Origin of the sequence: Enterococcus sp. MSG3290, from assembly GCF_050555565.1 — a bacterium.
Classification (GTDB): domain Bacteria; phylum Bacillota; class Bacilli; order Lactobacillales; family Enterococcaceae; genus Enterococcus_B; species Enterococcus_B faecium.
In genome coordinates this window covers 209,360-233,313 of sequence record NZ_CP187862.1, presented here as the reverse complement: position 1 = coordinate 233,313, position 23,954 = coordinate 209,360, and the positions used below count along the sequence as shown (strand labels likewise).

General features: G+C 40.3%; 26 protein-coding genes and 1 other annotated feature. Of the genes, 9 read left to right on the top strand and 17 right to left on the bottom strand.

The features are described 5' to 3' along the window. Window positions 1–22: 22 nt before the first annotated feature. Entirely contained in the window at window positions 23–1,441 is a 1,419-nt protein-coding gene (gene pepV, locus IGL31_RS01135; protein WP_086299922.1) for a dipeptidase PepV, read from the bottom strand. Between the two features lie 148 nt (window positions 1,442–1,589). On the opposite strand from pepV, the gene IGL31_RS01130 reads away from it, so the two are divergent. The 4 genes from IGL31_RS01130 (at window position 1,590) to IGL31_RS01115 (ending at window position 3,945) form a co-directional block, all read left to right on the top strand. Then, window positions 1,590–2,435: an NAD(P)H-hydrate dehydratase gene (locus IGL31_RS01130; RefSeq protein ID WP_002307435.1), complete on the top strand. Its 846-nt coding sequence runs from the start codon at window positions 1,590–1,592 to the stop codon at window positions 2,433–2,435. A gap of 3 nt (window positions 2,436–2,438) precedes the next feature. Further along, complete coding sequence (locus IGL31_RS01125) at window positions 2,439–2,879, top strand: acyl-CoA thioesterase (RefSeq protein ID WP_002289317.1); 441 nt, start codon at window positions 2,439–2,441, stop codon at window positions 2,877–2,879. Between the two features lie 49 nt (window positions 2,880–2,928). After that, window positions 2,929–3,123, top strand: coding sequence for a hypothetical protein (locus tag IGL31_RS01120; protein ID WP_002315615.1), 195 nt, complete (start codon window positions 2,929–2,931; stop codon window positions 3,121–3,123). 135 nt (window positions 3,124–3,258) lie between these two features. Next, window positions 3,259–3,945: a GntR family transcriptional regulator gene (locus IGL31_RS01115; RefSeq protein WP_002289316.1), complete on the top strand. Its 687-nt coding sequence runs from the start codon at window positions 3,259–3,261 to the stop codon at window positions 3,943–3,945. A gap of 407 nt (window positions 3,946–4,352) precedes the next feature. Here the strand turns inward: IGL31_RS01115 and IGL31_RS01110 are convergent, their stop codons facing one another. The 6 genes from IGL31_RS01110 to infC form a co-directional block, all read right to left on the bottom strand. Continuing rightward, the gene (locus IGL31_RS01110) at window positions 4,353–5,042 is read right to left on the bottom strand and encodes a hypothetical protein (RefSeq protein ID WP_010727255.1); all 690 of its coding nucleotides are present in this window, start codon (window positions 5,040–5,042) and stop codon (window positions 4,353–4,355) included. Beyond that, window positions 5,017–7,146 carry a hydantoinase/oxoprolinase family protein gene (locus IGL31_RS01105; RefSeq protein WP_002289314.1) on the bottom strand — a complete coding sequence of 710 codons (2,130 nt, stop codon included), beginning with the start codon at window positions 7,144–7,146 and terminating at the stop codon, window positions 5,017–5,019. The genes IGL31_RS01110 and IGL31_RS01105 overlap by 26 nt, the downstream gene beginning before the upstream one ends. Window positions 7,147–7,193: 47 nt before the next feature. Beyond that, window positions 7,194–8,531, bottom strand: coding sequence for a hypothetical protein (locus IGL31_RS01100; protein ID WP_002289312.1), 1,338 nt, complete (start codon window positions 8,529–8,531; stop codon window positions 7,194–7,196). A 251-nt stretch (window positions 8,532–8,782) separates the two neighbouring features. After that, the gene (gene rplT / locus IGL31_RS01095; protein WP_002289310.1) at window positions 8,783–9,142 is read right to left on the bottom strand and encodes a 50S ribosomal protein L20; all 360 of its coding nucleotides are present in this window, start codon (window positions 9,140–9,142) and stop codon (window positions 8,783–8,785) included. Window positions 9,143–9,194: 52 nt separating this feature from the next. Then, window positions 9,195–9,395 carry a 50S ribosomal protein L35 gene (gene rpmI / locus IGL31_RS01090; RefSeq protein ID WP_002289309.1) on the bottom strand — a complete coding sequence of 67 codons (201 nt, stop codon included), beginning with the start codon at window positions 9,393–9,395 and terminating at the stop codon, window positions 9,195–9,197. 71 nt (window positions 9,396–9,466) lie between these two features. After that, window positions 9,467–9,991: a translation initiation factor IF-3 gene (gene infC, locus IGL31_RS01085; protein ID WP_002293357.1), complete on the bottom strand. Its 525-nt coding sequence runs from the start codon at window positions 9,989–9,991 to the stop codon at window positions 9,467–9,469. A 43-nt stretch (window positions 9,992–10,034) separates the two neighbouring features. Beyond that, window positions 10,035–10,160, bottom strand: a sequence feature (ribosomal protein L20 leader region). 150 nt (window positions 10,161–10,310) lie between these two features. Here infC and IGL31_RS01080 point away from each other — a divergent pair. Next, entirely contained in the window at window positions 10,311–10,943 is a 633-nt protein-coding gene (locus IGL31_RS01080) for a pentapeptide repeat-containing protein (RefSeq protein WP_086299923.1), read from the top strand. Window position 10,944: 1 nt separating this feature from the next. Here the strand turns inward: IGL31_RS01080 and IGL31_RS01075 are convergent, their stop codons facing one another. Then, entirely contained in the window at window positions 10,945–11,850 is a 906-nt protein-coding gene (locus IGL31_RS01075) for a magnesium transporter CorA family protein (RefSeq protein WP_002294163.1), read from the bottom strand. 84 nt (window positions 11,851–11,934) lie between these two features. Further along, window positions 11,935–12,594, bottom strand: a complete 660-nt coding sequence (locus IGL31_RS01070) for a deoxynucleoside kinase (RefSeq protein WP_002294164.1) — start codon at window positions 12,592–12,594, stop codon at window positions 11,935–11,937. 315 nt (window positions 12,595–12,909) lie between these two features. Here IGL31_RS01070 and mvk point away from each other — a divergent pair, with 315 nt between their 5' ends. The 4 genes from mvk to fni are packed head-to-tail and all read left to right on the top strand — an operon-like array spanning window position 12,910 to window position 16,983. Continuing rightward, window positions 12,910–13,854, top strand: a complete 945-nt coding sequence (mvk, locus tag IGL31_RS01065; protein ID WP_002288231.1) for a mevalonate kinase — start codon at window positions 12,910–12,912, stop codon at window positions 13,852–13,854. After that, window positions 13,847–14,824 carry a diphosphomevalonate decarboxylase gene (gene mvaD, locus IGL31_RS01060; protein ID WP_002300050.1) on the top strand — a complete coding sequence of 326 codons (978 nt, stop codon included), beginning with the start codon at window positions 13,847–13,849 and terminating at the stop codon, window positions 14,822–14,824. The genes mvk and mvaD overlap by 8 nt, the downstream gene beginning before the upstream one ends. Before the next feature lie 12 nt (window positions 14,825–14,836). Further along, complete coding sequence (locus IGL31_RS01055) at window positions 14,837–15,922, top strand: phosphomevalonate kinase (protein WP_002288233.1); 1,086 nt, start codon at window positions 14,837–14,839, stop codon at window positions 15,920–15,922. Continuing rightward, window positions 15,919–16,983, top strand: a complete 1,065-nt coding sequence (fni, locus tag IGL31_RS01050; RefSeq protein ID WP_086299924.1) for a type 2 isopentenyl-diphosphate Delta-isomerase — start codon at window positions 15,919–15,921, stop codon at window positions 16,981–16,983. The genes IGL31_RS01055 and fni overlap by 4 nt, the downstream gene beginning before the upstream one ends. 248 nt (window positions 16,984–17,231) lie before the next feature. On the opposite strand, the gene IGL31_RS01045 is transcribed toward fni, so the two are convergent. The 8 genes from IGL31_RS01045 to rhaD all read right to left on the bottom strand — a co-directional run bounded on the left by IGL31_RS01045 (window position 17,232) and on the right by rhaD (window position 23,946). After that, window positions 17,232–18,035 carry a gluconate 5-dehydrogenase gene (locus tag IGL31_RS01045; RefSeq protein ID WP_002294167.1) on the bottom strand — a complete coding sequence of 268 codons (804 nt, stop codon included), beginning with the start codon at window positions 18,033–18,035 and terminating at the stop codon, window positions 17,232–17,234. A gap of 19 nt (window positions 18,036–18,054) precedes the next feature. Next, a complete protein-coding gene (kduI, locus tag IGL31_RS01040) occupies window positions 18,055–18,897 on the bottom strand; it encodes a 5-dehydro-4-deoxy-D-glucuronate isomerase (protein ID WP_002288239.1) in 843 nt (280 codons plus the stop codon). Between the two features lie 15 nt (window positions 18,898–18,912). After that, window positions 18,913–19,920: a sugar kinase gene (locus IGL31_RS01035; RefSeq protein ID WP_002288240.1), complete on the bottom strand. Its 1,008-nt coding sequence runs from the start codon at window positions 19,918–19,920 to the stop codon at window positions 18,913–18,915. A gap of 6 nt (window positions 19,921–19,926) precedes the next feature. Continuing rightward, a complete protein-coding gene (locus IGL31_RS01030; protein ID WP_002288242.1) occupies window positions 19,927–20,571 on the bottom strand; it encodes a bifunctional 4-hydroxy-2-oxoglutarate aldolase/2-dehydro-3-deoxy-phosphogluconate aldolase in 645 nt (214 codons plus the stop codon). 98 nt (window positions 20,572–20,669) lie between these two features. Beyond that, window positions 20,670–21,428, bottom strand: coding sequence for an IclR family transcriptional regulator (locus tag IGL31_RS01025; protein WP_002294170.1), 759 nt, complete (start codon window positions 21,426–21,428; stop codon window positions 20,670–20,672). A 126-nt stretch (window positions 21,429–21,554) separates the two neighbouring features. Further along, the gene (gene fucO / locus IGL31_RS01020; protein WP_002325229.1) at window positions 21,555–22,706 is read right to left on the bottom strand and encodes a lactaldehyde reductase; all 1,152 of its coding nucleotides are present in this window, start codon (window positions 22,704–22,706) and stop codon (window positions 21,555–21,557) included. Between the two features lie 81 nt (window positions 22,707–22,787). Beyond that, a complete protein-coding gene (gene rhaM, locus IGL31_RS01015; RefSeq protein WP_002298313.1) occupies window positions 22,788–23,099 on the bottom strand; it encodes an L-rhamnose mutarotase in 312 nt (103 codons plus the stop codon). Between the two features lies 1 nt (window position 23,100). After that, window positions 23,101–23,946, bottom strand: a complete 846-nt coding sequence (gene rhaD, locus IGL31_RS01010) for a rhamnulose-1-phosphate aldolase (RefSeq protein WP_002328056.1) — start codon at window positions 23,944–23,946, stop codon at window positions 23,101–23,103. Window positions 23,947–23,954: the final 8 nt, after the last annotated feature.

Here is a 23,954-nt window from a genome sequence, read left to right as displayed (position 1 = left end):
TCTTGATCCTCTTTTTAATTAATTATTTCGCCAAACGATAGATGGCATCTGCATAGATTGCTGTTGCTCTGAACAAGTCATCAAGACTCATAAATTCGTTTGCTTGATGCATTGTATCAGTATATCCTGGGAACATCGCTCCATAAGCAACGCCACGTTTCAACAAACGTCCGTAAGTTCCGCCACCGATGATTTGTTCGTAGCCTTTTTCTCCAGTGTGGTCTTCATAGACTTGCAATAATGTAGCCACCAATGGATCATCCATTGGTACGTAATGTGGTTCCATTACGCGAGCACCTCGAGTAACTGTTGCGCCTTCTTGCCCCACTGTTTGTTCGATGTCACTTTGCAATCCGTCTACTGTTACACCTTTTGGAAAACGGAAATTCATATTGATGAAGTTCGCTTCCTCTGTACCATTTTCTTCAAAAGCAAATAGTCCAGCATTCATTGTCAATTTGCCCATTTTTTCATCTTCATAAGCGACTCCTAGTTTTTCTCCATAAAAATCTTCATGGACATAAGCAGCTGCTACATGGATAAATTGTTTAGCAGATCCTAGGAATTCATAGTTATCTAAGAACAATGCCAAGAAAGAACCTGCATTGATACCAGATTGTGGGCTTGCACCATGTGCGCCTTTACCAACTAATTCGATTTTTACATACGTATTGTCCGCTTCAATCGTTCCGCTTACTGGATTTGCTTCGATGAATTGGTAAAATGCTTCTTCCATCGCGATAGCTGCATCTGCACTTGGTACTTGAAGTGCTGCAGTTGCTGTTCCTGGCACCATATTTTCGCGAAGTCCGGAAACAAAAGATTTCAAGACATAATCTCCTGCATTGTCGCCTTTGAAGCGTAAAGCTAAAGAAACATTTCCTTTTTCACCATTGATGATCGGGAATTCAGCATCTGGTGAGAAACCAAAATCTGGTTCTTCTTCATGTTCGAAATAATAAGCCATATCGCCCCAGCCGCTTTCTTCATCGCTGCCGACTACGAAGCGAACTTTTTTCGATAGTTTCAAGTCAAGTTCTTTAATGATCTTCATCGCATAGTAAGCTGCCATACTTGGACCTTTGTCATCGCTTGATCCGCGTGCAAAGATCTTTCCATCCTTGATTACTGGTTCATAAGGATCTGTGTCCCAGCCATCTCCTGCAGGAACGACATCCATGTGTCCAAATATCCCTAGCGTTTCGTCTCCTTCGCCAAGATCAATATGCCCTGCATAGTTATCGACATTTTTTATTTTAAATCCATCACGTTCGCCATAAGCTAACATATGTTTCAATGCGTCGCGAGGTCCAGGTCCAAATGGTGCATCTGGTGTTACTTTTGAGTCATCGCGCTCGCTGTTGACACGTAAAAGATTTTTCAAGTCTTCAAGCAAGTCTTCTTTACGTGCTTCTACTTCTTTTTGCCAATCAATTGTCATAAAGTTAATCCTCCACTTATTTAAGTCTTCGTGTTCATGATACCACAAATTACAGAAAAAAATAGTTCAAAAAATCTGACAATTCCTTTTCTTATCTGTTTTTCTCTAAAAAAAATATACGCTATAATGAGTAAAAGGAGGTTTTTCGATGCTGATAAACGAACAACTAGTGAAAAGAGTCATCACACCTCGTCCAAAAATTTCACATAAAGGAACATTTGGACGTATCGTTTTGATTGGCGGCAATGAACAATATGGCGGAGCAATCATTATGAGTGCTTTAGCTGCCGTACACACTGGAGCGGGTCTCACGACTGTAGTAACTGATGAAAAAAATCGGAGTGCTCTTCACAGCCATCTGCCAGAAGCAATGATTGTAGATTGGACGGATACTGACCAGTTTCTTTCCGTAATAAAGCAAGCAGATGTACTCTTGATTGGTCCCGGATTGGGTACTTCTTCTAAGAGTTTGGAACGTTTCAAACAAGTACTAGAAAACCAATCAAAAGAACAATGGCTGGTGATTGATGGCTCTGCTTTAAGTTTACTTGCTGCTAATCATCTTTTGCTACCCTATCCCGAACAAACTGTACTTACACCTCATCAAATGGAGTGGCAACGGTTGAGTTCTCTACCGATACAAGAACAACGGGATGAAGAAAACAAAAAGAAGCAACAGGAAATCGGTGCTGTGCTCGTTTTGAAAAGTCATGAGACAAAAATTTATGGTCACCAGCACTTCTACACCAATCCTTTAGGTTCTGCTGCTATGGCAACAGGCGGCATGGGTGACACTTTAGCTGGGATGATCACAGGATTTTTAGCCCAGTTTCCTCAAAATGACCAAACGATTGCAGCAGCTGTTTATCTTCATAGTTTCATTGGAGACCAGCTGGCAAAAGAACAATATATTGTTTTGCCGACACAAATCAGCGAAGCACTTCCGAAATGGATGAATTATTTTTGTAAAAAATCAATGGAAAACGAGGCATGAGTCATGGAGAAATTTACAGGTTATGTGCGAGAACCTTTTTATTATGAAACAGATCAAATGGGGATTATTCATCACAGCAATTATATCCGCTGGTTTGAAGAGGCTCGGGTAGCCTTATTGGTACATCTAGGGTTTCCCTATAAAAAAATCGAAGAATCTGGGATCATCATCCCCGTTCTGGAAGTAAATTGCAGCTATAAAGAAATGATCCATTACGGAGAAAAAGTGAGCATCCATCCAACTATCCAAAAGTATACGGGGACACGGTTGGATTTTAGCTACGAAATTGTGGGAACTGAAGACAAAAAATTAAAAACTACTGGCAGTAGTAAACACTGTTTTTTACTTTCTGATTCGCAGCGATTAGTGAAGCTGAGCAAAGTCAATCCGGAGTTAGATCAGTTATTCCAAGCGTACGCTTCTTTGGATGATGTAAATTCTTAATAAAGACCGTCTAAGCATTTTTCTTGTATTGTGTCGAGTAGTTCGTATAATGAAAAGAAAAAAGCAGGTGATCCCCATGTATGTCGTTAAAGTAATGCACGGTTACATCGATAAAACTGGCTGTCGCACTCGGGAAAAAAACTTAGACAATCTGCTCATTTTCAAAGACAAAAAAGAATCCGAAGCTTTTGCTAAAAGAATCGGCGGTCGTGTCAAACCGATCCAAGAGGTACGACCAGATTGATTCAATATTTTTCTTTTCGAGGCTCTAATAGGCATGCCTATCAGGGCTTTTTTTGCATACTGTGTTTTTATGCCCACACGATTTGTAAGCGATTTATGTTATAATAGATTATATCTGCATAGAAAGGAAGGTTAAATGGTTATCAATAATTTGCAACAGCAAGCTTATGAATCTATACGTAAACAAATCATTTATTCCGAGTTAGCACCTGGAAGTAAAATCTCCGATAAAGTGTTAGAAGAACAACTAGCTATCGGGCGTACACCGATTCGAGAAGCACTGATCCAACTGCGCAATCAAGAGCTTGTAAAAACCATTCCACAGTCCGGCACTTATGTTTCAAAAATCGATATCCGATCTGCTTCATTAGCCCGTTATACGCGGGAAAAGTTGGAAAAACCGATCCTGCAAGAATGCAGTGCGAAAATGACCAAGCAAGATCAAGCTAAACTAGAAAAAATACTAGAACAAACCGATCAGGCAGTAATCGCTCAAAATAAAAAAGCTTTTTTTGATTTGGATACTGATTTTCACCGAACTTGTTATGAAATTGCTGGAAAACGAGAAATTTGGGATTGGCTAGAAAGTTATAGTACGCACTTGAACCGTTTCAGATGGTTACGTTTGACGATTTCAGAATTAGACTGGGGTCGAGTATTAGATGAACATCAGACAATGCTTCAATCAATGATTGATCATAACTTTGATGAAGTCGGATTTCTTTGCACGATGCATTTACATATGATTATCGAGGAGCAAGAATACGTGATTCATAATTACCCCGATTATTTTGAAGATATTCAGGACAGACCCATCAAATAAGAGGTTTTGGAATCAGCGTTTTGACCTGAGTATTAGAGAAAGAAACGGCAAAATAGTTCCTCATATTTTGCCGTTTTTTTTGAGCTAATACCGAGGGTCAGCTGATTGCACACCGTTTATTGAGAGGTTGTGAAAAAGCTTCCCTGCATCAAGTAATAAGAACAGCCAAGTAAAAATAGCTTCTTATGTTTTTAACTTGGCTGGACTTATTACCGCAGATGCAAGCTTTTGAACACCGTTTTCCAAGAGGTCGTGAGCCTGCCGTTCATCTCCGAGTCACAAGGAACAATTTCAAAAAACAGCTTCTCATGTTTGTTGAATATTTTGACTTGTGACCGAGGAGTTGACAGGAGAACACCGTTTATTCGGAAAAAAAGGACTGTGACACGACTTTTGTCACAGTCTCTTTATTTGTAATCTAAATCATACTCCGTACATCTTTTTTCTATTTTTTTTATTTCTTCTAAGATCCCTTGGCTACGAATTTCATTATATGGCCAAAGTAAGACTGCCTCTAATACATAAGGCGAAAAATCGCTTTGATTCATCTCTTTTGAAAAACTCATCGCTGCTATCTCGCTCAATGCACGAATGTTTGATTGATGTGTATAAAAAGGCAACCGCCACAGCACAATTTTTTCGCTTTGCGTATAAATTCCCTTAACAGAAGCTTCGATGTGGTGAAATAGTTCATGTCCAATAATCAAAGCTTGCGCTGTTTCTTTAGAGATCGAAGCTAGTCCTGAACATTTTAATTTTTCTAACGGCTCCGTCATCAATCGGATCCCTTCATCTTCTGCATAAGTTGCAAAAGTGATTCGTTCGTTTATTTGCTCTGATTCACAGGAAACGATTGGAATAGCCATTTGTTCACAAATTTCTCCTACATCGGCAAAAGGGTACTTTTTTTTGATGCTACATGCCGTTTCGATACCACAATCGATTGATTTTTGTATAAGAATTTTCTGCTTGGACAAAGGAATCTTTTTCCAAAATAAATCTCGCCGAAACTGGTAGAATCCCCAAATTTCTTCGGGGATCTGTTGTAATTCGTTTAGTAACTCTTCTAACTTATGTTTGTTTGATATTTCCGGCAACGACGATCACTTCTTCCTCCGGTTCCATAGTAGATACTTCCAGATCCATCAAAAGCTGTAGTTGTTCCAGATCCGTCGCTGTAAAATCAGAGACTCTTGCTCCTAAGCAGAGATAAAATTCTGGTCGGGCAATCAATTCAGTTTGATAAACTGCCATATCTTCCCAAAGTTGTTCGACAGCTGTCATATAATTGGCTGCAGTTGTTTTCATACATGAAGCATGTCCACGTTGGACCTTGATAAATCCTTTTTGATCGATGATCCGAAGACTTCCAGCATTTTTTGAACGATTCTGTTCGCCGCATACATAAAAGAAAGGTGTATTTTCCAATAAGCAAACTTCATTTTTATTTAATCGCATATCCTCTGCAGCAAGCTCTAGTGCTTCTTCTGTTGTGATCTCCTTGGTTAGATCGGTTGCTTTCACTTCCGTAGAACCAGTAGCGATAGCCGTTACTTTTGAAGTCTGTGGGTCGATTTCTACGTGGACTTCGATCGATTCTGGTGTAGCGCCTGATTCAATCGCTTTATTCATCGCTTCATTTTTCAACGATCGTATATCTTCTTTACTTGGCGAAGGGATGATACGTTCTACAACATCTCGGACCATTGCAAGTGCTACACCAATAGAAGAAATCACTTCGGCGTTTTCAGGAATCGAATATTTCACACCCATTTTATTACTAAAGTAAGTAATCAATGAGGCGGCGCCACCCCCTACACCTACAAGAGAAATCTGATCTTTCTCCAAATGATACTTGTCTGCCAACTCTAAAATCACTGGTTCAATCTTAGCATAGGATTTTTCCATGATCTGTTCTGCGATGTCTTCAACCGTCGTATGACAATAATCAGCTAATGCTTGGATGGCTTTTCGTGCAGATGGGACATTTCCATAAGAAAAATGTTCTTCTTGCACTAATCCAAGGACATTGGCTGCACATGTATTTGTAATAGTCACTTCTTCTCCGTCTTCCATCACTACCTTGACGTAATCAGCAGGGTCTCCTTCTTTAGGAGAGAAAAATTCAACCTTAGGACCTTTGATTTTTTCTGTCTCCGTAAATACTGCATAATCTAGACCGGCAATATGTGCAGAACGTGGACCGACATCGATGATTCCTGACTGATTAGCCCGTACCATCGAACCGCCTGCCACACCTAGAACCCGAACATCTAATGAAGAGATATATGTTGGGTGCCCACCTACAATTGAATAATCGATTGCTGGACGTCCATTTTTAATGACCCCGATATTGGTTGTTGTTCCGCCTACTTCAAAATAAACACCATTAGACGCTCTCAAGTACATCAAAGAGCCCATGACTGATGCAGCAGGACCGGAAAGCATGGTTAAAACAGGTCGTTTTTTCATTTCATTGATTTCCATTACTCCGCCGTCTCCGCGCATAATCATCAAAGAAACATTGACCCCTGCTTCTCGTACGGAGTCTTCTGTCGAGGTTGCCGTATCTAGCATTTTTGGTAAAATAGATGCGTTGATTGCTGCTGTCCGAGTTCTTCTTGTCAATCCATATAATTTCGTAATGTCAGAAGCCATCGTTGTAGGGATCGATTTTACCGATGCTGCTTCATAAACAACTCGTTCTGGTTCCCCATTATCTACTCCAAATGCCATAGAAGAAACCAAGACCTCCGCTCTTTCTCTTTCTAAAGAAGAAATCGTTTCTGAAACACGGTCTACATTTAAGTGTTTGACAGGTAAGAATGCATTGACAATCTCTATTTTTTTCTTATTCCCTAAATCGATATCGTTCAATCTAGTTTGTCGTTTTGCTAAAAAACCTTCTAATCCACCTTTTGCCATCCCGATTACGCCGACTTTTGCTACGTCTCCTTCAATCAGTGCATTAGTCGCTTGTGTGGTAGAATGTGCAACAAACACAACATCTTCTGGACTGATATTATTTTCCCGCAAACAATTTTGAAAAGACTGAACGACACCTGCGGCTACTCCACGGACATCATCGTGGGTTGTTTTCACTGAAGATTTTCCGATGATTTCGTGCGTCGCATTATCGATTGCGACTGCTTTCGTATGTGTACCGCCAACATCAATTCCCATTCGCACAAAACGTTTCATTTTCTTTTCCTCCATTCATCTAATCGTTTTTATCGACGTTTTGTTTACTAGGCGTTCCCGTACAATAAGAACGTGATCAGGCATAAGATCGCACCGATGATCCAACCAGTTGGGATGGATTTCTTCATATATTCTCGAGAAGTTACTTTTGTATAACCTAATCCCCAAGCAACCCAAGATTGTGTAATATCTAAATGCTGAGGAGCAATCGTTGTGATTGCAAATAACGGGAACAAAAAGGCTGGCGACATCGTTGGATTAACAGCTAACACGACAGCTAAAATAGCTGAGCCTGAACCGACTAGATTCATTGGACCGCGGAAAAATCCTAGTGGTGTCAATATAGCAAATACGATTGCCAAGACTAATGGTGATTGCGGTATCCAATCTCCAAAAATAGCTGAAAAATAAGGAGAAGCATACGCAGCTGAATTATTGAACATCGCTAAGGTCATCAAGAAACCAACCATTGGTGCAACATCTACTGCGCCATCTGTAAATAATTTCGCAAACTGACGACAGATTTCTTTATAACCTCCGCGCAATTTTCCAGTAAACAGCAATGCCCAGATACCTGCTAGAATAAAACCTAAGATGATTGGAAGATCTAAAAGAACGACCCCTAAAACTGGTAATAATACGGCTAACCATGAGATCATTGGTGCGTCGCCACCTTCAGCTGGTACGTTTGCTGCCATTGCATAGCGTTTCTTTTTGTTCATTGATATATTAGCGACCGTTAGTACCACAACTAAGCTTACAATCATCCCAATCATACCAATTTGGAAATAGTCATTATAAGTATAGCTTTCAGCCGCTGGATTGAAACCAGCATAAATCGTTTGATATTGTTTGAAATTGACGATATTAGCAAAGATTCCAGCCATAATCGAGCCCATAAATGAGAACAGTGCAACCGGTACTGAAATACCCAATGACATCAAGATCGGCAACACAATAACTGCAATAGAAATCACTGGTCCGATTCCTGTCATCGACATGAATATAACAGCGGTTACAATACATAGTAAGCTCATCGTGATTCTTGGCTTGTCCCCTCCAAGTTCAACTACCTTTCGAATCAGGGTAGCTGCGATTCCGCTATCTACTAGAACACGCCCGAAAAAGGCACCAAAGAAGACATTTACCAAGATCGATTTGGCGTACTCAGCTGGCCCCGTCGTATAGATATGCGTCAACACATCAATTACTCCTTGCCCTTCCATCGCCGGGTTTGGTGAAAACGTGTTTCCGACTAGCGCTAATCCCATCCATACAGTAGCCATGATGGCAAAGCCGACCATCAAGTTGTAGCCTTTTACACAGTACCAGACCATGAAAAAGAATGAGATAACTAACAAAATACCAATAATAATATCACTCATGTTATTCCTCCGTCCATTTTGTTTTTCTGATAAGCAAACTAATATATCAGTCAAACTCATTCTAACTTATGTAGTTAGCGCTTTCATTAAAGGATGACCATAAATGTTCAGTTTTCAATTAAAAAACCTTAATTATGCTATTTTAGACTTATACGTTATTGTCCTGTTTCATTTGATGGAGGATTGTAAATAAAAAAAGAGGAAAGAACATAACTTTTCGTTATCTTCTTTCCTCTTTATAATTGTTTAGCTTATTTAGCCAAAGCTTCTTTTGCTTGGTCAGCCAATGCAGTAAATGCTGCTGCATCGTTAACAGCCAAGTCAGCTAACATTTTACGGTTGATGTCGATTTCAGCAACTTTCAAACCGTGCATTAATTTTGAGTAGCTCAAGCCATTCATACGAGCTGCTGCGTTGATACGAGCAATCCACAATTTACGGAAGTCGCGTTTCTTTTGACGACGATCGCGATATGCGTAGTTGTATGAATTCATTACTTGTTCTTTTGCTGTTTTAAATAAAGTGTGTTTTGAACCGTAGTAACCTTTTGCTAATTTTAGCACTCTTTTACGACGTTTACGAGTTACTGTTCCACCTTTAACACGTGCCATGTATAATTCCTCCTAATAAAAATAAATCTTCAGATTCTGTTATTTGTACTTCTTATTTCATTTTTGCTAGTTGTTGGCGAATACGTTTGAAGTCGCCACTAGAAACCATGCTTGCTTTACGCAATTGACGGCGTTGTTTTTTTGTTTTGCCGTGGAAACGGTGACTTGTAAACGCGCGGAAGCGTTTCAATCCGCCTTTACCAGTACGTTTGAAACGTTTTGCTGATCCGCGGTGTGTTTTTTGTTTTGGCATGACTATATTTCCTCCTCAAAATCTTTCGTTATCCGACTATCGGCTGTCCAACAGCCAGTTAGTCATTCAAATTACTTACTGTCGTTTTTCGGTGCCAGCGTCAAGAACATGCTGCGTCCGTCCATTTTCGCTTTTTGTTCCACTGTTGCAATATCCGCAGTTTCTTCAGCTAAGCGATTCAAGACTTTTTGACCAATTTCTTTATGGGTAATGGCACGGCCTTTGAAACGGATAGAAGCTTTCACTTTATCGCCCTTTTCCAAGAACTTACGTGCATTACGAAGTTTTGTATTGAAGTCATTCAAGTCGATCGTAGGACTTAAGCGAACTTCTTTTACATTGATCACTTTTTGTTTTTTACGCGCTTCGCGGTCTTTCTTTTGTTGTTCGAAACGGTATTTACCGTAGTCCATGATTCGCGCAACTGGTGGTTTCGCACCAGGGGCAACTAACACAAGATCCAAGTTTGCTTGTTCTGCAATATTCAATGCTTCTGCTTTTGTCTTAACTCCTAATTGCTCACCATCTGAACCGATCAATCGTAACTCTCGTGCACGAATGCCGTCGTTAACCATCATATCCTTTGCTATGGTCATTCACCTCCAAATATTATGAGAGAAAGAAAAGCTTACCGAATAAACGGCAATAAAAAAACGAGTTCTCTTACAGAACCCGCGCGTACTTCACCTAATAGAACCAGTGAAAACTATCTAGCCCAGTGACATTATCAACTAAGGCGAGAAGCGGGTGCTTCTGCTTTTATTTCTCAACCATCATAGTATAGCAAAAACTAATCTTTTTGTCAATGTTTTTCATACAGTTTGTCTTCCTTTTCTGAAAATGATTAGATTAGCAGACTTTCTAGCAGTGATTCCCGCTTCTTTGCTATACTAAAGAAAAACGAGGTGAACCCACATGAAAAAAATCGAACCTATTCCACCTTCTCTTCCTCTTCTTACAAAGGGAGAGTTTTATTTAGAAGATGAGGAGATCTTCTCTGGTCTTCTGATCAACGGGGGTGACCAAAGCTATCTCGATGCCAAAAATATGGTATTAAGAGAGAGTCATATCCAAAAACTTACGATGCAAAAAACAGTTTTACGTCATTTTGAATGCAGTAATGTCATTTTTGAAAAATGTGATTTTTCCAATCTGGAGTGGATTGGTGGCAGTTTCCACCAAGTCGTGTTTCATCAATGTAAATTAACAGGTACGAATTTTGCCGAAAGTTATCTTCGAGACTGTACTTTCACTGATTGTATTGCTTCGATGGCTTCCTTTAGTAGTACAAACTTGAAAGCTGTCTCCTTCGATCATTGTCAATTAGAAGACAGCGAATTTTATGAGGTCACTTGGAAAAACCTTTTTTTGTCTGACAATCAGTTAACCGGTTCGAACTGGTTTCGAACTTCTCTGAAGGGATTAGACTTTACGACTAATTTCTTCACAGCAATCGCTTTATCTCAAGATTCTTTGGCGGGACTAATCGTCAACCAAGAGCAAGCACTTGTGATCGCCCAAGCCCTTGGTATGCAGATCAAAGACTAGATCAACGAATCCGCCGCCACAGTGCAATAAGCATCCAAATAGATAAGACTAAACTGATGATCAAGGCGATTCCCCATCCGAAAACGGAATGGGTAAAGGGTAACTGGAGATTCATTCCGAAGAATCCTGTCACAATAGTTGGAACGGTCAAGATCAGCGACCAGACCGTCAAAAATTTCATCGTGTCATTCAAGTTGTTATTCAGCAAATTATTATAAGTGCCAGAGAGCTGGTCTAAAATCTGCGAAGCTAAGTTCGTCATTTCAACTGCTTGTCGTGCTTCGATCAGCGCATCGTCCAACTCTTCTTTTTCCTTTTCTGACAACTTGCGATAAATAGCCAATGCCTTGATTTGTTCTAAAAGTACTACATTTTGTTTTGTTCCTGTAACTAAGTAAACCAAACCGATCTCTAAATCTGAAAGTTGCAGCAGATTCTTGTTCGTTGTTTTTTCTCTTAATTTCAGATTAAGCCGCTGACGTTCACTATTCACTTCCTCGATTAAAGGAAAAAAGGAATCAGAAATCAAAAACAATGTACGAAACAATAAACTGTATACACTCATGTCTGGCATTCGTTCCAAAAGCGATCGAATTAGTCGAATCACGTACTCGGTATTCGGCGTGGTAAATGTAAACAAACCGTCTTCTTTTAAAATAAAAGCGATAGGACTAGTTTCATAATGATTATCGACTTTTTGCTGGTGCGGAACATTTGATACAAGCAGTAACGCTTCATCAAAAGAATCGTACTCTACGCGCGCCCGTTCATTTTTATCTAGAGAATAAGTCAGCATCTCGTCACTAATGCCATATTCTTCTTTTAAGTTTTTAACAGCTAGCACATCGTTTTGCTGTACATTGATCCAAAAATTACGGTCTTGATTAAAATAGTGTTTTTCCCGCATACTCTATCCTCCTGACATTTGTTTCCAGTATAAAGAAAAAAGTCGCTCAAATAAAGGTTTACCCTTTATTTGAGCAACTGTAAATCAAATGGCTACTTTGGTTTGGCGAATCTCTGCTAATTTTTCTTCGATCATTTTCAAGACTTCTTCTTTTGCTTGAGGATCTTCCACAAAATTATAGCGGTCTCCATCGATTTGGATTTTTGGACTTTCTTTGTATTCTTCATACCATTGATCGTAACGTCTGTTCAATTCTTTGTAATAATCGTATAGACTTGGATCAAAGGACAATTGTTCATACGAACGACCACGTTTTTCGATACGCTCCAACATCGTATCAAAAGATACACGAATATGAACTAATAAATCCGGATGTTTTTTATGGGCAGCATAGGGAAGTTCTTCCATCATGTTTTCCAGCAGTTCATCATACACACGAACTTCTGTTTCTGTTGCTCTTCCTAGATCTGCATTTAGATGGAAAAGCAGTGAATCTTCATAAATCGAACGGTCCAATACATTATTGTCATCTTTCATTGCTTGTTTGATGCTTGCAAAACGTTTATTCAAAAAATAAATTTGCAGCAAAAAAGCATACTGTTCAGGGTTTGCATAAAATAAGGGCAAGACTTCATTATCATCAATCGATTCATAAAATGCCTGACTATCAAAGTGTTCAGCCATCATTTCTGTTAAACTTGATTTTCCGGCACCAATTGTACCTGCTAAAACGATCACGCTCATTTACCTCCAGCTCACTTCATCACTAAATATTGTGTTTAACTCCAACCTTTTTAAATATACCCCCAATATCTAGTAGTGTCAATTGTATTTTTTTCTAGTCAAAGAAGAAAAAAAGTCAAAAAATTCTTAAGAAAAAAGTGTTTTTTCTTTAGAAAACGTATTCTTAGTTTTACTTCTGAGATGGTTTTAGTAAAATAAAGGAGGAATGTTTTTTGAGACCCTTAGTGGACAAAAAAATTCGTGAAGCAGCGCAACTCGTTTTGGGCGCTTTATTTTTTGCTTAAAAATCACTTTTACGTGAGAAGGAGTTAGATTATGGCAAACTATGGCCAAGGAGAATCAAGCGGAAAGATCATATTGATGGGCGAGCACGCGGTTGTTTATGGAGAACCAGCGATTGCCTTTCCTTTCTATGCAACAAAAGTCACCGCATTCCTTGAAGAGCTGGATGCAATGGACGATCAACTGGTTTCTTCCTACTATTCAGGAAATTTAGCCGAAGCTCCTCATGCATTAAAAAATATCAAAAAATTATTCATTCACTTAAAAAAACAGCATGACATCCAAAAAAACTTGCAACTGACCATTGAAAGCACGATTCCTGCTGAACGTGGAATGGGATCAAGCGCTGCAGTCGCCACAGCAGTCACTCGTGCTTTTTATGATTACTTAGCATTTCCTTTGTCTCGTGAAATACTATTAGAAAATGTCCAGCTTTCGGAAAAAATCGCCCACGGTAATCCTAGCGGAATCGATGCAGCCGCTACTAGCAGCTTGCAGCCGATTTATTTTACAAAAGGGCATCCTTTCGACTACTTTTCTTTGAACATCGATGCTTTTTTGATTGTCGCTGATACAGGAATCAAAGGACAAACAAGAGAAGCCGTCAAAGATGTCGCTCACCTCTTTGAAACCCAGCCTCATGAAACTGGACAAATGATCCAAAAATTAGGATACTTGACGAAGCAAGCAAAACAAGCAATCATTGAAAATTCACCAGAAACGTTGGCACAGACAATGGATGAATCACAATCACTTCTGGAAAAGCTGACAATCAGCAATGATTTTCTTAATCTATTGATCCAAACAGCAAAAGATACCGGGGCATTGGGTGCCAAATTAACTGGCGGTGGACGCGGTGGCTGTATGATTGCATTAGCACAAACAAAAACAAAAGCCCAAGAAATCAGTCAAGCACTTGAAGATGCGGGTGCTGCTGAAACTTGGATACAAGGATTAGGAGTACATACCTATGTTTAAAGGCAAAGCACGCGCATATACCAACATTGCTCTAATCAAATATTGGGGTAAGAAAAATGAAGAACTCATCCTTCCAATGAACAACAGCCTTTCGTTAACATTGGATGCATTTTATACAGAGACAGAAGTCATCTTTTCTGATAGCTATATGGTAGATGAATTTTATCTAGATGGCACCTTGCAAGACGAAAAAGCAACAAAAAAAGTCAGTCAGTTTCTTGACCTTTTTCGTAAAGAAGCCGGCCTCTCACTAAAAGCTTCAGTAATCAGTCAGAATTTCGTTCCTACCGCAGCTGGATTAGCCTCCTCTGCCAGCGGGCTAGCTGCTTTAGCAGGAGCTTGCAATACTGCTCTTAAGCTTGGATTAGACGATCTCTCTCTTTCAAGATTTGCTCGACGCGGGTCTGGTTCAGCTTGCCGAAGTATTTTCGGTGGTTTCGTCGAATGGGAAAAAGGCCATGACGACTTAAGTTCTTACGCTAAGCCAGTCCCTTCCGATTCTTTCGAAGACGATTTAGCAATGGTTTTCGTTTTGATCAACGACCAGAAAAAAGAAGTGTCCAGCAGAAATGGGATGCGTCGGACAGTCGAAACATCCAGTTTTTATCAAGGCTGGTTAGATTCCGTTGAAGGGGATCTATATCAATTGAAACAAGCAATCAAAACAAAAGATTTCCAACTTCTCGGAGAAACGATGGAAAGAAACGGACTAAAAATGCATGGAACGACTTTAGCTGCCCAGCCTCCATTCACTTACTGGTCTCCTGACAGCTTAAAAGCGATGGATGCGGTGCGGCAATTGAGAAAAAAAGGCATTCCATGCTACTTTACGATGGATGCTGGCCCTAATGTCAAAGTTTTAGTGGAAAACAGCCATTTATCTGAGGTACAAGAAACATTTACCAAATTATTTAGCAAAGAACAAGTAATTACTGCCCATGCTGGTCCAGGAATTGCGATTATTGAATAAAGGGAGATTTTTATGATTGAAGTATCTGCACCAGGCAAACTCTATATTGCCGGAGAATATGCAGTTGTTGAAACAGGCCATCCAGCAGTTATCGCTGCAGTCGATCAATTCGTGACAGTCACTGTAGAATCTGCACGAAAAGTCGGAAGTATCCAATCTGCACAATATAGTGGGATGCCTGTACGTTGGACAAGACGCAACGGAGAATTAGTTTTAGATATTCGGGAAAATCCTTTTCATTATATCCTTGCTGCTATTCGCTTGACTGAAAAGTATGCACAAGAAAAAAACATTCTTTTATCCTTTTATGATCTGAAAGTAACAAGTGAGTTAGACAGTTCAAATGGCCGGAAATATGGATTGGGTTCTAGCGGTGCCGTGACCGTTGCAACGGTCAAAGCCTTGAATGTTTTTTACGCGTTGAATTTATCTCAGTTGGAGATTTTCAAGATTGCAGCACTAGCCAATTTAGCAGTTCAAGATAATGGTTCCTGCGGCGACATCGCTGCTAGCTGTTATGGTGGCTGGATCGCTTTCTCAACCTTCGACCATCCTTGGCTCCAAGAACAAGAAACTCAGCATTCTATCAGTGAGTTACTTGCCCTGGATTGGCCAGGTCTATCCATTGAGCCATTGATTGCTCCTGAAGATTTACGTTTATTGATTGGTTGGACGGGTAGCCCTGCCTCTACTTCTGATTTGGTCGATCAAGTTCACCGTTCGAGAGAAGATAAAATGGTGGCTTATCAGCTTTTCTTAAAAAACAGTACAGAATGTGTCAACGAAATGATCAAAGGGTTTAAAGAAAATAATGTAACGTTGATCCAACAGATGATTCGAAAAAACCGACAATTACTGCATGATTTATCTGCAATCACTGGGGTCGTCATCGAAACGCCTGCTTTGAACAAATTGTGTAATTTAGCTGAACAGTATGAAGGAGCCGCAAAATCTTCTGGTGCAGGTGGTGGCGATTGCGGAATCGTAATTGTTGACCAGAAATCTGGCATTCTTCCTTTAATGAGTGCATGGGAAAAAGCAGAAATCACTCCACTGCCGTTACATGTCTATAGCGATCAAAGAAAGGAAAACCGATGAATCGAAAAGACGAACATGTTTCACTAGCTAAAGCCTTTCATGATAAACAAAAAAACGAATTTGACTTCGTACGGATCATCCATAACCCTTTGCCGCAAATAGCAGTTTCTGATGTCGATCTAAGCACACAGGCAGCTGGTTTTACACTAAGCAGCCCATTTTATATCAATGCGATGACTGGCGGAAGCGAAAAAACAAAAAAAATCAACCAAGATCTTGCAATCGTCGCAAGAGAAGCAGATTTGATGATTGCCACTGGTTCAGTCAGCGCTGCCTTGAAAGACCCTTCTTTGGCCGATACTTATACGATTATGCGACAAGAATATCCTCACGGGAAAATCATTGCCAACATCGGTGCAGGGACTTCTGTCGAAAGAGCCCAAGAAGCTATCCGATTGTTTCACGCAGATGCCTTACAGATTCATTTGAATGCACCTCAAGAGTTGGTTATGCCTGAGGGAGACCGTGATTTTACCAATTGGAAAGTACTTATTCAAGAGACTCAAACAGCCATTGACGTCCCCCTCATCGTAAAAGAAGTCGGTTTTGGCATGACAAGAGAAACACTCAATGATCTAGCTTCTTTAGAAGTTCATACAGTTGATATCAGCGGTCGAAGCGGAACAAGCTTCACCCAAATCGAAAACGCCCGTCGCTCCAAGCGGGAACTGAGTTATTTAGCTGACTGGGGGCAATCGACAGTCTCTTCATTGCTTGAAGCAAATGAAGCAGACACTTCTATGGAAATCCTAGCCTCCGGAGGTATCCGCAATGCCTATGACATATTTAAAGCCCTTTGTCTCGGCGCAAATGCAGTGGGTACTTCAGGAACCGTACTGACGCATCTGATGAATCATGGCGTAGAAGAAACTATTATACTGATGAAGCAATGGCAAGAAGAGCTTCGTCTGCTTTATACTATGGTCGGCGCAACGAATACCGCGGCCCTACACCAACACTCTCTGATCTTTTCCGGACCAGTGAAGGATTGGTGCGAAGCAAGAGGGATCGACTTAGTGAAGTATGGAAGACGCACAGAAAAGAGCGTGGGACAAAAGTAAAGAACACTTTTGTCTCACGCTCTAAACACGTACAAACGGCGGAAGCAAAAGCAACTCCTTCGGAAATAAGCTGAAATTCACAAAAATTTGAAAAGCAATTTTCGTGAATCCCTTCTTATTTCTTGGAGTTAAATGCTTCTGTCCCAGCCTCTTTTTTCGAATAAATGATGTTTAATCAGCTGTCCTTCGGTATTCGTTCAATCCGCTGATTTCACAACCTCTCCACTAAACAGTGTACTAAAGCTCTTTTAAGGTTGTTTTCCGATATAGGCAAGTATGCCTCCGTCCACATACAAGACATGGCCGTTAACGAAATCAGATGCGCTAGAAGCCAAGAAGACAGATGGTCCAGCCAAATCGATTGGCTCGCCCCAGCGTGCTGCTGGCGTACGTCCAACGATAAATTGATCGAATGGATGACGTTCACCGTTTTCTTGTGTTTCGCGTAATGGAGCAGTTTGCGGTGTAGCAATATAACCTGGTCCAATTCCATTACATTGGATATTGTATTGACCGTATTCAGAAGCGATGTTTTTCGTCAGCATTTTTAATCCGCCTTTTGCCGCAGCATAAGCACTGACCGTTTCGCGTCCTAATTCACTCATCATGGAGCAGATATTGATGATTTTACCGCCGCCTTTTTCGATCATATCCGGAATAACTGCTTTTGAAACGATGAATGGGGCATTTAAATCCACGTCGATTACTTGGCGGAAGTCTGCCGCATCCATTTCGATCATCGGTGTCCGTTTGATGATCCCTGCATTGTTGACTAGAATATCAACTGAACCTACATCTTCTTTGATCTGTTGAACCATCGCTTGAACCGCTTCTTCATCGGTCACATCGCAGACATAACCTTTTGCATCGATGCCTGCTTCTTTATAATGCGCTATACCTTCATCAACTGATTCTTGATTCAAGTTATTAAATACGATTTTTGCTCCTGCTGTAGCTAAAGAGCGTGCAATCTCAAATCCAATACCATAGACAGCACCGGTGACTAATGCTACTTTTCCATCTAAACGAAACATATCCATACTAAATTCCATCATTTTCTCTCCCTTATGCTTATTTTAATTGATCCATTTGCACCATATCCATGTCTGTATAGGTGATATTTTCTCCGCACATTGCCCAGATGAATGAGTAATTGCTTGTACCTACACCTGAATGGATCGACCAGCTTGGCGAAATAATGGCTTGTTCATTGTCTACAACTAAATGTTTTGTTTCATCTGGTTTGCCCATCATGTGGAACACACGTGTATCTTCATTGGCATAATCAAAGTAGACATAAGCTTCCATACGACGTTCATGTGTATGACAAGGCATCGTATTCCAAGCGCTTCCTGGTTCTAAAATCGTATAACCCATTTGTAATTGACAGCTTTCGCATACATTTGGATGGATGTATTGGTAGATTTTACGTTCATTCAGTGTCAGGCCTTCACCAGTCTCCATTGGTTTTACTTGGTCGATACTGATTTTTACATTTGGATATTTATGATGAGCTGGAACAGAACTAATATAGAATTTAGCTGGGTTTTCAGCATCTTGAGAAGAAAATACAACATGTCGTGTTTCTTTTCCGATATAGTATCCGTCTTGTTTTTTCATTTCTTCTTTTTGCCCATCGATCTCGATGAATCCTGGTCCACCGATATTGATCACACCTAGTTCACGACGCTCTAAGAAGTAATCAACACCTAGTTCTTTGTCTAATGTGATTTCTAATTCTTTTTCAGTAGGTGTCACTCCACCAAAGATCATTCGATCGTTGTGCGTATAAGTCAAACTGATTTTCCCTGGTTCAAATACCTTTTCTACTAAAAATTCTTTTCTCAATTGTTCCGTTGAATAATGACGGATATCTTCTGGACTGTGTGTATAACGTGTTTCCATTTCTTGCATTTTCTTCTACTCCTTCTATCGAATGATTTTTCCAGAGCCGCATGCTAAAAATTGTGCGACTTCTTCTTGACTAAATTGGTTGCAGTCCCCATGGATCGTATGCTTCAAGGCAGAAGCTGCCGTAGCAAAATCAATGATTTCTTGCGGAGACATATTGGATAAAATCCCATGGAGCACGCCACCTGCAAAAGCATCTCCGCCACCTACTCGATCCACGATTGGGGTGATTCTATGGACTTGGGATTCCACATATTCATGGTTCATCCACAATGTCCCCTTCAATTCATTTTCACTTGCTGAATGAACGGTACGCTTGGTCGAATAAAACACCTGAATATTCGGGAACTTTTCCTGCATTTTTTGATAATAATAAATTAGAGGTTGTTCTTCTGCTTCTGGCGCTTTCTCGATACCTAACAAATAAAGAGCATCCATTTTTCCAGCTGAGCAGATATCTACTAAAGGTAAAAGCTGATGGATTACTTCGCTGGCTTCTTGCTGTGTCCATAATTTTCCACGATAGTTGATATCGAAGCTGATCAGGCAGCCAGCTTTTTTTGCAGCTTCTATCACCTGTTTCGTCATTTTTTGCCATTTTTTAGACAAAGCTGGGGTGATTCCTGAAACATGAAATATATCTATTCCTTGGAATAACTCCTCTAGCGACCATTCCAAATGATCCATTTCAGCAAAACTTGATCCGGCACGATCATAGATCACTGAGGCGGCGCGTTCGCCACTACCAGTTTCCATATAATAAGTACCTAGTCTTGATCCACCAGATAATACCTGTTTCGTATCTACTCCATAACATTGCAAGTGCTTTTTGACTGCTTTTCCCAATGCGTTATCAGGTACTTTTGTAGCAAAAATCGCTTCATGTCCGTAATTAGCTAAAGAAATTGCTACGTTTGCTTCCCCTCCGCCATAATGGGCAGCGAATCGTTCACTTGAATCGATACGGGTTCCCTGCTCTGTGGACAATCGCAACATGATTTCTCCGAGTGTCACTACTTTTCCCATAAGCAGCTACCTCTTGATTTCTTTCATTTTTGCTGCATACTGTTGCGCGACTTCCGTTACTTTGTCGAAATCTCCTGTAGCTGCGGGTGCTAAAAGGTTCCCACCTACTCCGACTGTTACGACACCAGCATCGAACCACTCTTTCATATTGTCCAGACTCACACCGCCAGTTGGCATGATATTGACTTGAGGCATCGGCGCCTTGAAGGCAGAAATGATACTTGGTCCATAAGCGCTTCCAGGAAATAGTTTGACGATATCTACCCCGCTTTTCAGCGCTGTTTTGATCTCGGTAATAGTCATACATCCTGGTAAGTAAGGAATTTGATACAGATTGCACATCTCTGCCGTTTCTTGATCAAAGGAAGGGCTAACAATATACTCTGCGCCAGCTAAGATAGCCAAGCGAGCTGTGACAGCGTCTAATACTGTGCCTGCGCCAATCACTATTTCTGGTTGGTCTTTGTAGAATGACAAAAGTTCTTTGATTACTTGATCTGCTTGAGGGACTGTAAAAGTCAACTCAATACCAGTTAGACCACCTTTGATGATTGCGTGGCAAGCATTTAAAGCTTCTTCTTTGCTTTTTCCGCGTACCACCGCAATCACTCCGGCGTTTTTCAATCGAGATAAAATATCAATTTTTTTCATCTTCTCCACCTATTTCCTATTTAGAAATTTTATTTTATAACTTGGAAATCTATACCCATATTATACGGCAGAAAAGAAAAATTGCAAACGCTTTTTCATTATTTTTGAATTCTTTGCTCGATTTCGCTTTTTGTTTGCTTGAGGGCACTGATTATTTGTTCTTTTGTCTCATCTGTTAAACGATATTTCGGCATACTTACACTAAATGCACCAATGATTTGTTCGTTTTTCACGATTGAGGCTCCTATACAAAAAATATCACGTTCGATTTCTTCATCGTCAAATGCGATGTGGGTTTCTTTTACCGTTTGGATTTCCTTTTTCAACCGTAATGCATTGGTGATCGTATATTCTGTGTAAGGGATCAACGGATGCTTTTCAAGATAATCAGTGTACTGCTCTTCACTGAATTCTGCTAATACGGCTTTGCCCATCGCAGAATTGTATAATGGTCGGGTGATTCCGATTTTTGAAGACATGCGGATCGTTTGATGTTTTGGATCTAGTTTGTTCACGTACAAGATCTCATTGTTGTCCAATACTCCTAAGTGGATAGTCTCATCGATCTTTTGCTGCAGCTGTTCTAAAAACGGTAAAGTCAACTCTACCAAATCGATTTGTTCAATGTTTTTATTCGCGTAGCGAATAAGCTTTGCACCTAAACGATAGTTTTTCTCTGAATTTTTATTTACGTAGCCGATCATCAGCAAAGTATCTAGTATTTTCAAGACTGTAGAAGAGGTCATTCCCACACCCTTTGCGATCGTCTGCAAAGAGACATCTTGGTTTTCCGCTAAATAGTCTAGTATTTTAGAGGCTTTGATCAATACAGTTCCATAAGGCTTTTTATTTTCCATATAATATTCTCCTATTTCTTTATAAGAAAAATTATAGCGGAAATACCATCAATTTAAAAGAGATATCCAGATATAAACTACCATTTCTCTTTACAGGCAATTTAATGCTGAAGATCCGCTTCGTTTTTACATCAAACTTTGATATAAAGCAATGATTTCTTCTACTGTCGTTTCTCTTGGATTTCCTGGTGTGCATACATCTCGCAAAGCATCTTCTGCAATTGCTGGGATATCTGCTTCTTTTACACCTAATTCAGAAATGGTTTCTGGGATTCCAACCGCTTTGCTCAACCGATCGATCTCACCACAAGCCGCTTCTCTTACATCTTCTAAAGACATTTCAGCTGCTCCTTTAATCCCTAGAACAAGAGCGATCTCACGGTACTTTTCTCCAGTATATTCTTTGTTATATTTCATGACAGTTGGCAAAAGTGCTGCACACGCTACGCCATGAGGAATGTTGTACCATGCACTTAACGGGTGAGCCATCCCGTGTACCAGTCCTAAACCGACATTTGAGAAGCCCATTCCCGCAATATACTGTCCTAATGCCATTTTTTCTCGCCCATTTTGATCGCCATCTACAGAAGCTTCCAAAGAATGACCGATGATTTCGATTGCTTTTAAATGCAGCATATCAGTCATTTCCCAAGCGCCTTTTGTGATAAACCCTTCAATAGCATGCGTCATAGCATCCATACCTGTTGATGCAGCCAATTTTTTCGGCATTCCCATCATCATATCGCTGTCGATGAACGCGACGATTGGGATATCATGAGGATCAACACAAACAAATTTTCGGTGATTTACTTCATCTGTGATGACGTAGTTGATCGTTACTTCTGCTGCTGTTCCAGAAGTCGTTGGTATAGCTAATATAGGTAAACATGGATTTTTCGTATCAGCAACACCTTCTAAACTAATGACGTCTGAAAACTCTGGATTCGTCAAAATAATCCCAATGGCTTTTGCCGTATCGATTGGCGAACCTCCACCGATTGCGATCAAACAGTCTGCCTCTGCCTCTTTAACAAAAGCCACTCCATCTTTTACATTTTGGATCGTTGGATTAGGTACGATCCCGTCGTATAAAGCATAATCGATTGCTGCTTTATCTAGAAGTTCTGTTACTTTTGTTGCTATACCGTGCTCGATCAATCCTTTGTCAGTAATGACAGCTGCTTTGCTGAATCCTCGCTGCTGAAATTCAGGGACGATCGACTCAATCGCTCCTTTTCCAAAATACGATGTTTCATTTAAAATCATTCGATTACTCATTTTTTATTCCTCCTAATTTGTATTATTTTTCACAATAAAAACGAAAGAACCCCAAGCAACCGGTTGCCCAGTTGCTTGTTACTACAGTTCAAAGACTGGCATCAATTCCCAACTGACTGGAGAGGCATCTGGATTTGTCTCCATGATATCTTCCATGTACTTCCACCATTTTTGATTGATAGATGTATTTGCCATTTTTTCCCATAACTTTTCATCTTCGATCACTAAGTAACCAAATAACAAACTTATACTCGGATCAAGATAGATCGAATAGTCGATGACCCCGTGTTCACGAAGTGCTGTACGCATTTCTGGCCAAAGTTCATCATGTCTTTTTTTGTATTCTTCTTGTTTTTCTGGGTAAACTTTCATGCAAAAAGCTTTTTTCACCATGTCAGACACCTGCTTTCGTATGAACTTCCTCCAAATAACCTGCTTTCGGAGTAACACCAAACGCATCTGCTAAGCGCCACAGATTCTCGTCTGTGATTGTTTGCAAGATGGGTCCTTGCGCTTTGACGTACGTATAGACTTCTGCTGCTTTTTCTGCTGTCTCGATCAAACCAAAGACTTCATCCATGTCTTTTCCTGACCCGTAGATTCCATGTTGTGGCCATAAAACCAATCGAGTTTCTTTCATTTTTTCAGCTGTTGCTTCCCCAATCTCATTTGTTCCCGGAACCATCCACGGAATGATGGAAATTCCTTCTGGAAAAACAACTAAGCATTCCGTACACATTTGCCATAGCGTACGACTAAAGGAACGTTCGTCTAATTCATGCGTAAAACTCATCGCTAATAGATGACTAGCATGGCAATGCATAACGATCCGATTATCTGGGTCTACTTCTAAACGGGCGATATGACTCATGAAATGACTTGGCAACTCGCTTGTAGGAAGGCATTCGTTTTCCAGCCCCCACAAAAGTTCCAGTGTTTTGCCATCTTCAGCAACTCGAACGATTCCAAGATTCTCGGCAGGTTCGCTCGCTACATTTTTAAAATATCTTCCTGAACCAGTTACAATAAAATAGCATCCTGCTAAACGGCTGGCATCAAAAATCATCGAGATGCGGCGGATCACTTTTTCAGGATCCAAGAACGGTGTGATCTCTTCTTCTTTTAGTAAATAAGAAATATTCCCGCCATTTCTTTCATCCCATCCCAAGCGATAAAGATTCGACGTCGTTTCGATCATTTCTTTCACATAAGGCGCTTGTAAAATATCTATTTTTTTCAATATAGCCA

Excerpts from the sequence above, each read along its gene's own strand:
- pepV (WP_086299922.1), bottom strand. The coding sequence starts at position 1,441 with ATGACAATTGATTGGCAAAAAGAAGTAGAAGCACGTAAAGAAGACTTG.
- IGL31_RS01130 (WP_002307435.1), top strand. The coding sequence starts at position 1,590 with ATGCTGATAAACGAACAACTAGTGAAAAGAGTCATCACACCTCGTCCA.
- IGL31_RS01125 (WP_002289317.1), top strand. The coding sequence starts at position 2,439 with ATGGAGAAATTTACAGGTTATGTGCGAGAACCTTTTTATTATGAAACA.
- IGL31_RS01120 (WP_002315615.1), top strand. The coding sequence starts at position 2,929 with ATGAAAAGAAAAAAGCAGGTGATCCCCATGTATGTCGTTAAAGTAATG.
- IGL31_RS01115 (WP_002289316.1), top strand. The coding sequence starts at position 3,259 with ATGGTTATCAATAATTTGCAACAGCAAGCTTATGAATCTATACGTAAA.
- IGL31_RS01105 (WP_002289314.1), bottom strand. The coding sequence starts at position 7,146 with ATGAAACGTTTTGTGCGAATGGGAATTGATGTTGGCGGTACACATACG.
- IGL31_RS01100 (WP_002289312.1), bottom strand. The coding sequence starts at position 8,531 with ATGAGTGATATTATTATTGGTATTTTGTTAGTTATCTCATTCTTTTTC.
- rplT (WP_002289310.1), bottom strand. The coding sequence starts at position 9,142 with ATGGCACGTGTTAAAGGTGGAACAGTAACTCGTAAACGTCGTAAAAGA.
- rpmI (WP_002289309.1), bottom strand. The coding sequence starts at position 9,395 with ATGCCAAAACAAAAAACACACCGCGGATCAGCAAAACGTTTCAAACGT.
- infC (WP_002293357.1), bottom strand. The coding sequence starts at position 9,991 with ATGACCATAGCAAAGGATATGATGGTTAACGACGGCATTCGTGCACGA.
- IGL31_RS01080 (WP_086299923.1), top strand. The coding sequence starts at position 10,311 with ATGAAAAAAATCGAACCTATTCCACCTTCTCTTCCTCTTCTTACAAAG.
- IGL31_RS01075 (WP_002294163.1), bottom strand. The coding sequence starts at position 11,850 with ATGCGGGAAAAACACTATTTTAATCAAGACCGTAATTTTTGGATCAAT.
- IGL31_RS01070 (WP_002294164.1), bottom strand. The coding sequence starts at position 12,594 with ATGAGCGTGATCGTTTTAGCAGGTACAATTGGTGCCGGAAAATCAAGT.
- mvk (WP_002288231.1), top strand. The coding sequence starts at position 12,910 with ATGGCAAACTATGGCCAAGGAGAATCAAGCGGAAAGATCATATTGATG.
- mvaD (WP_002300050.1), top strand. The coding sequence starts at position 13,847 with ATGTTTAAAGGCAAAGCACGCGCATATACCAACATTGCTCTAATCAAA.
- IGL31_RS01055 (WP_002288233.1), top strand. The coding sequence starts at position 14,837 with ATGATTGAAGTATCTGCACCAGGCAAACTCTATATTGCCGGAGAATAT.
- fni (WP_086299924.1), top strand. The coding sequence starts at position 15,919 with ATGAATCGAAAAGACGAACATGTTTCACTAGCTAAAGCCTTTCATGAT.
- IGL31_RS01045 (WP_002294167.1), bottom strand. The coding sequence starts at position 18,035 with ATGGAATTTAGTATGGATATGTTTCGTTTAGATGGAAAAGTAGCATTA.
- kduI (WP_002288239.1), bottom strand. The coding sequence starts at position 18,897 with ATGCAAGAAATGGAAACACGTTATACACACAGTCCAGAAGATATCCGT.
- IGL31_RS01035 (WP_002288240.1), bottom strand. The coding sequence starts at position 19,920 with ATGGGAAAAGTAGTGACACTCGGAGAAATCATGTTGCGATTGTCCACA.
- IGL31_RS01030 (WP_002288242.1), bottom strand. The coding sequence starts at position 20,571 with ATGAAAAAAATTGATATTTTATCTCGATTGAAAAACGCCGGAGTGATT.
- IGL31_RS01025 (WP_002294170.1), bottom strand. The coding sequence starts at position 21,428 with ATGGAAAATAAAAAGCCTTATGGAACTGTATTGATCAAAGCCTCTAAA.
- fucO (WP_002325229.1), bottom strand. The coding sequence starts at position 22,706 with ATGAGTAATCGAATGATTTTAAATGAAACATCGTATTTTGGAAAAGGA.
- rhaM (WP_002298313.1), bottom strand. The coding sequence starts at position 23,099 with ATGGTGAAAAAAGCTTTTTGCATGAAAGTTTACCCAGAAAAACAAGAA.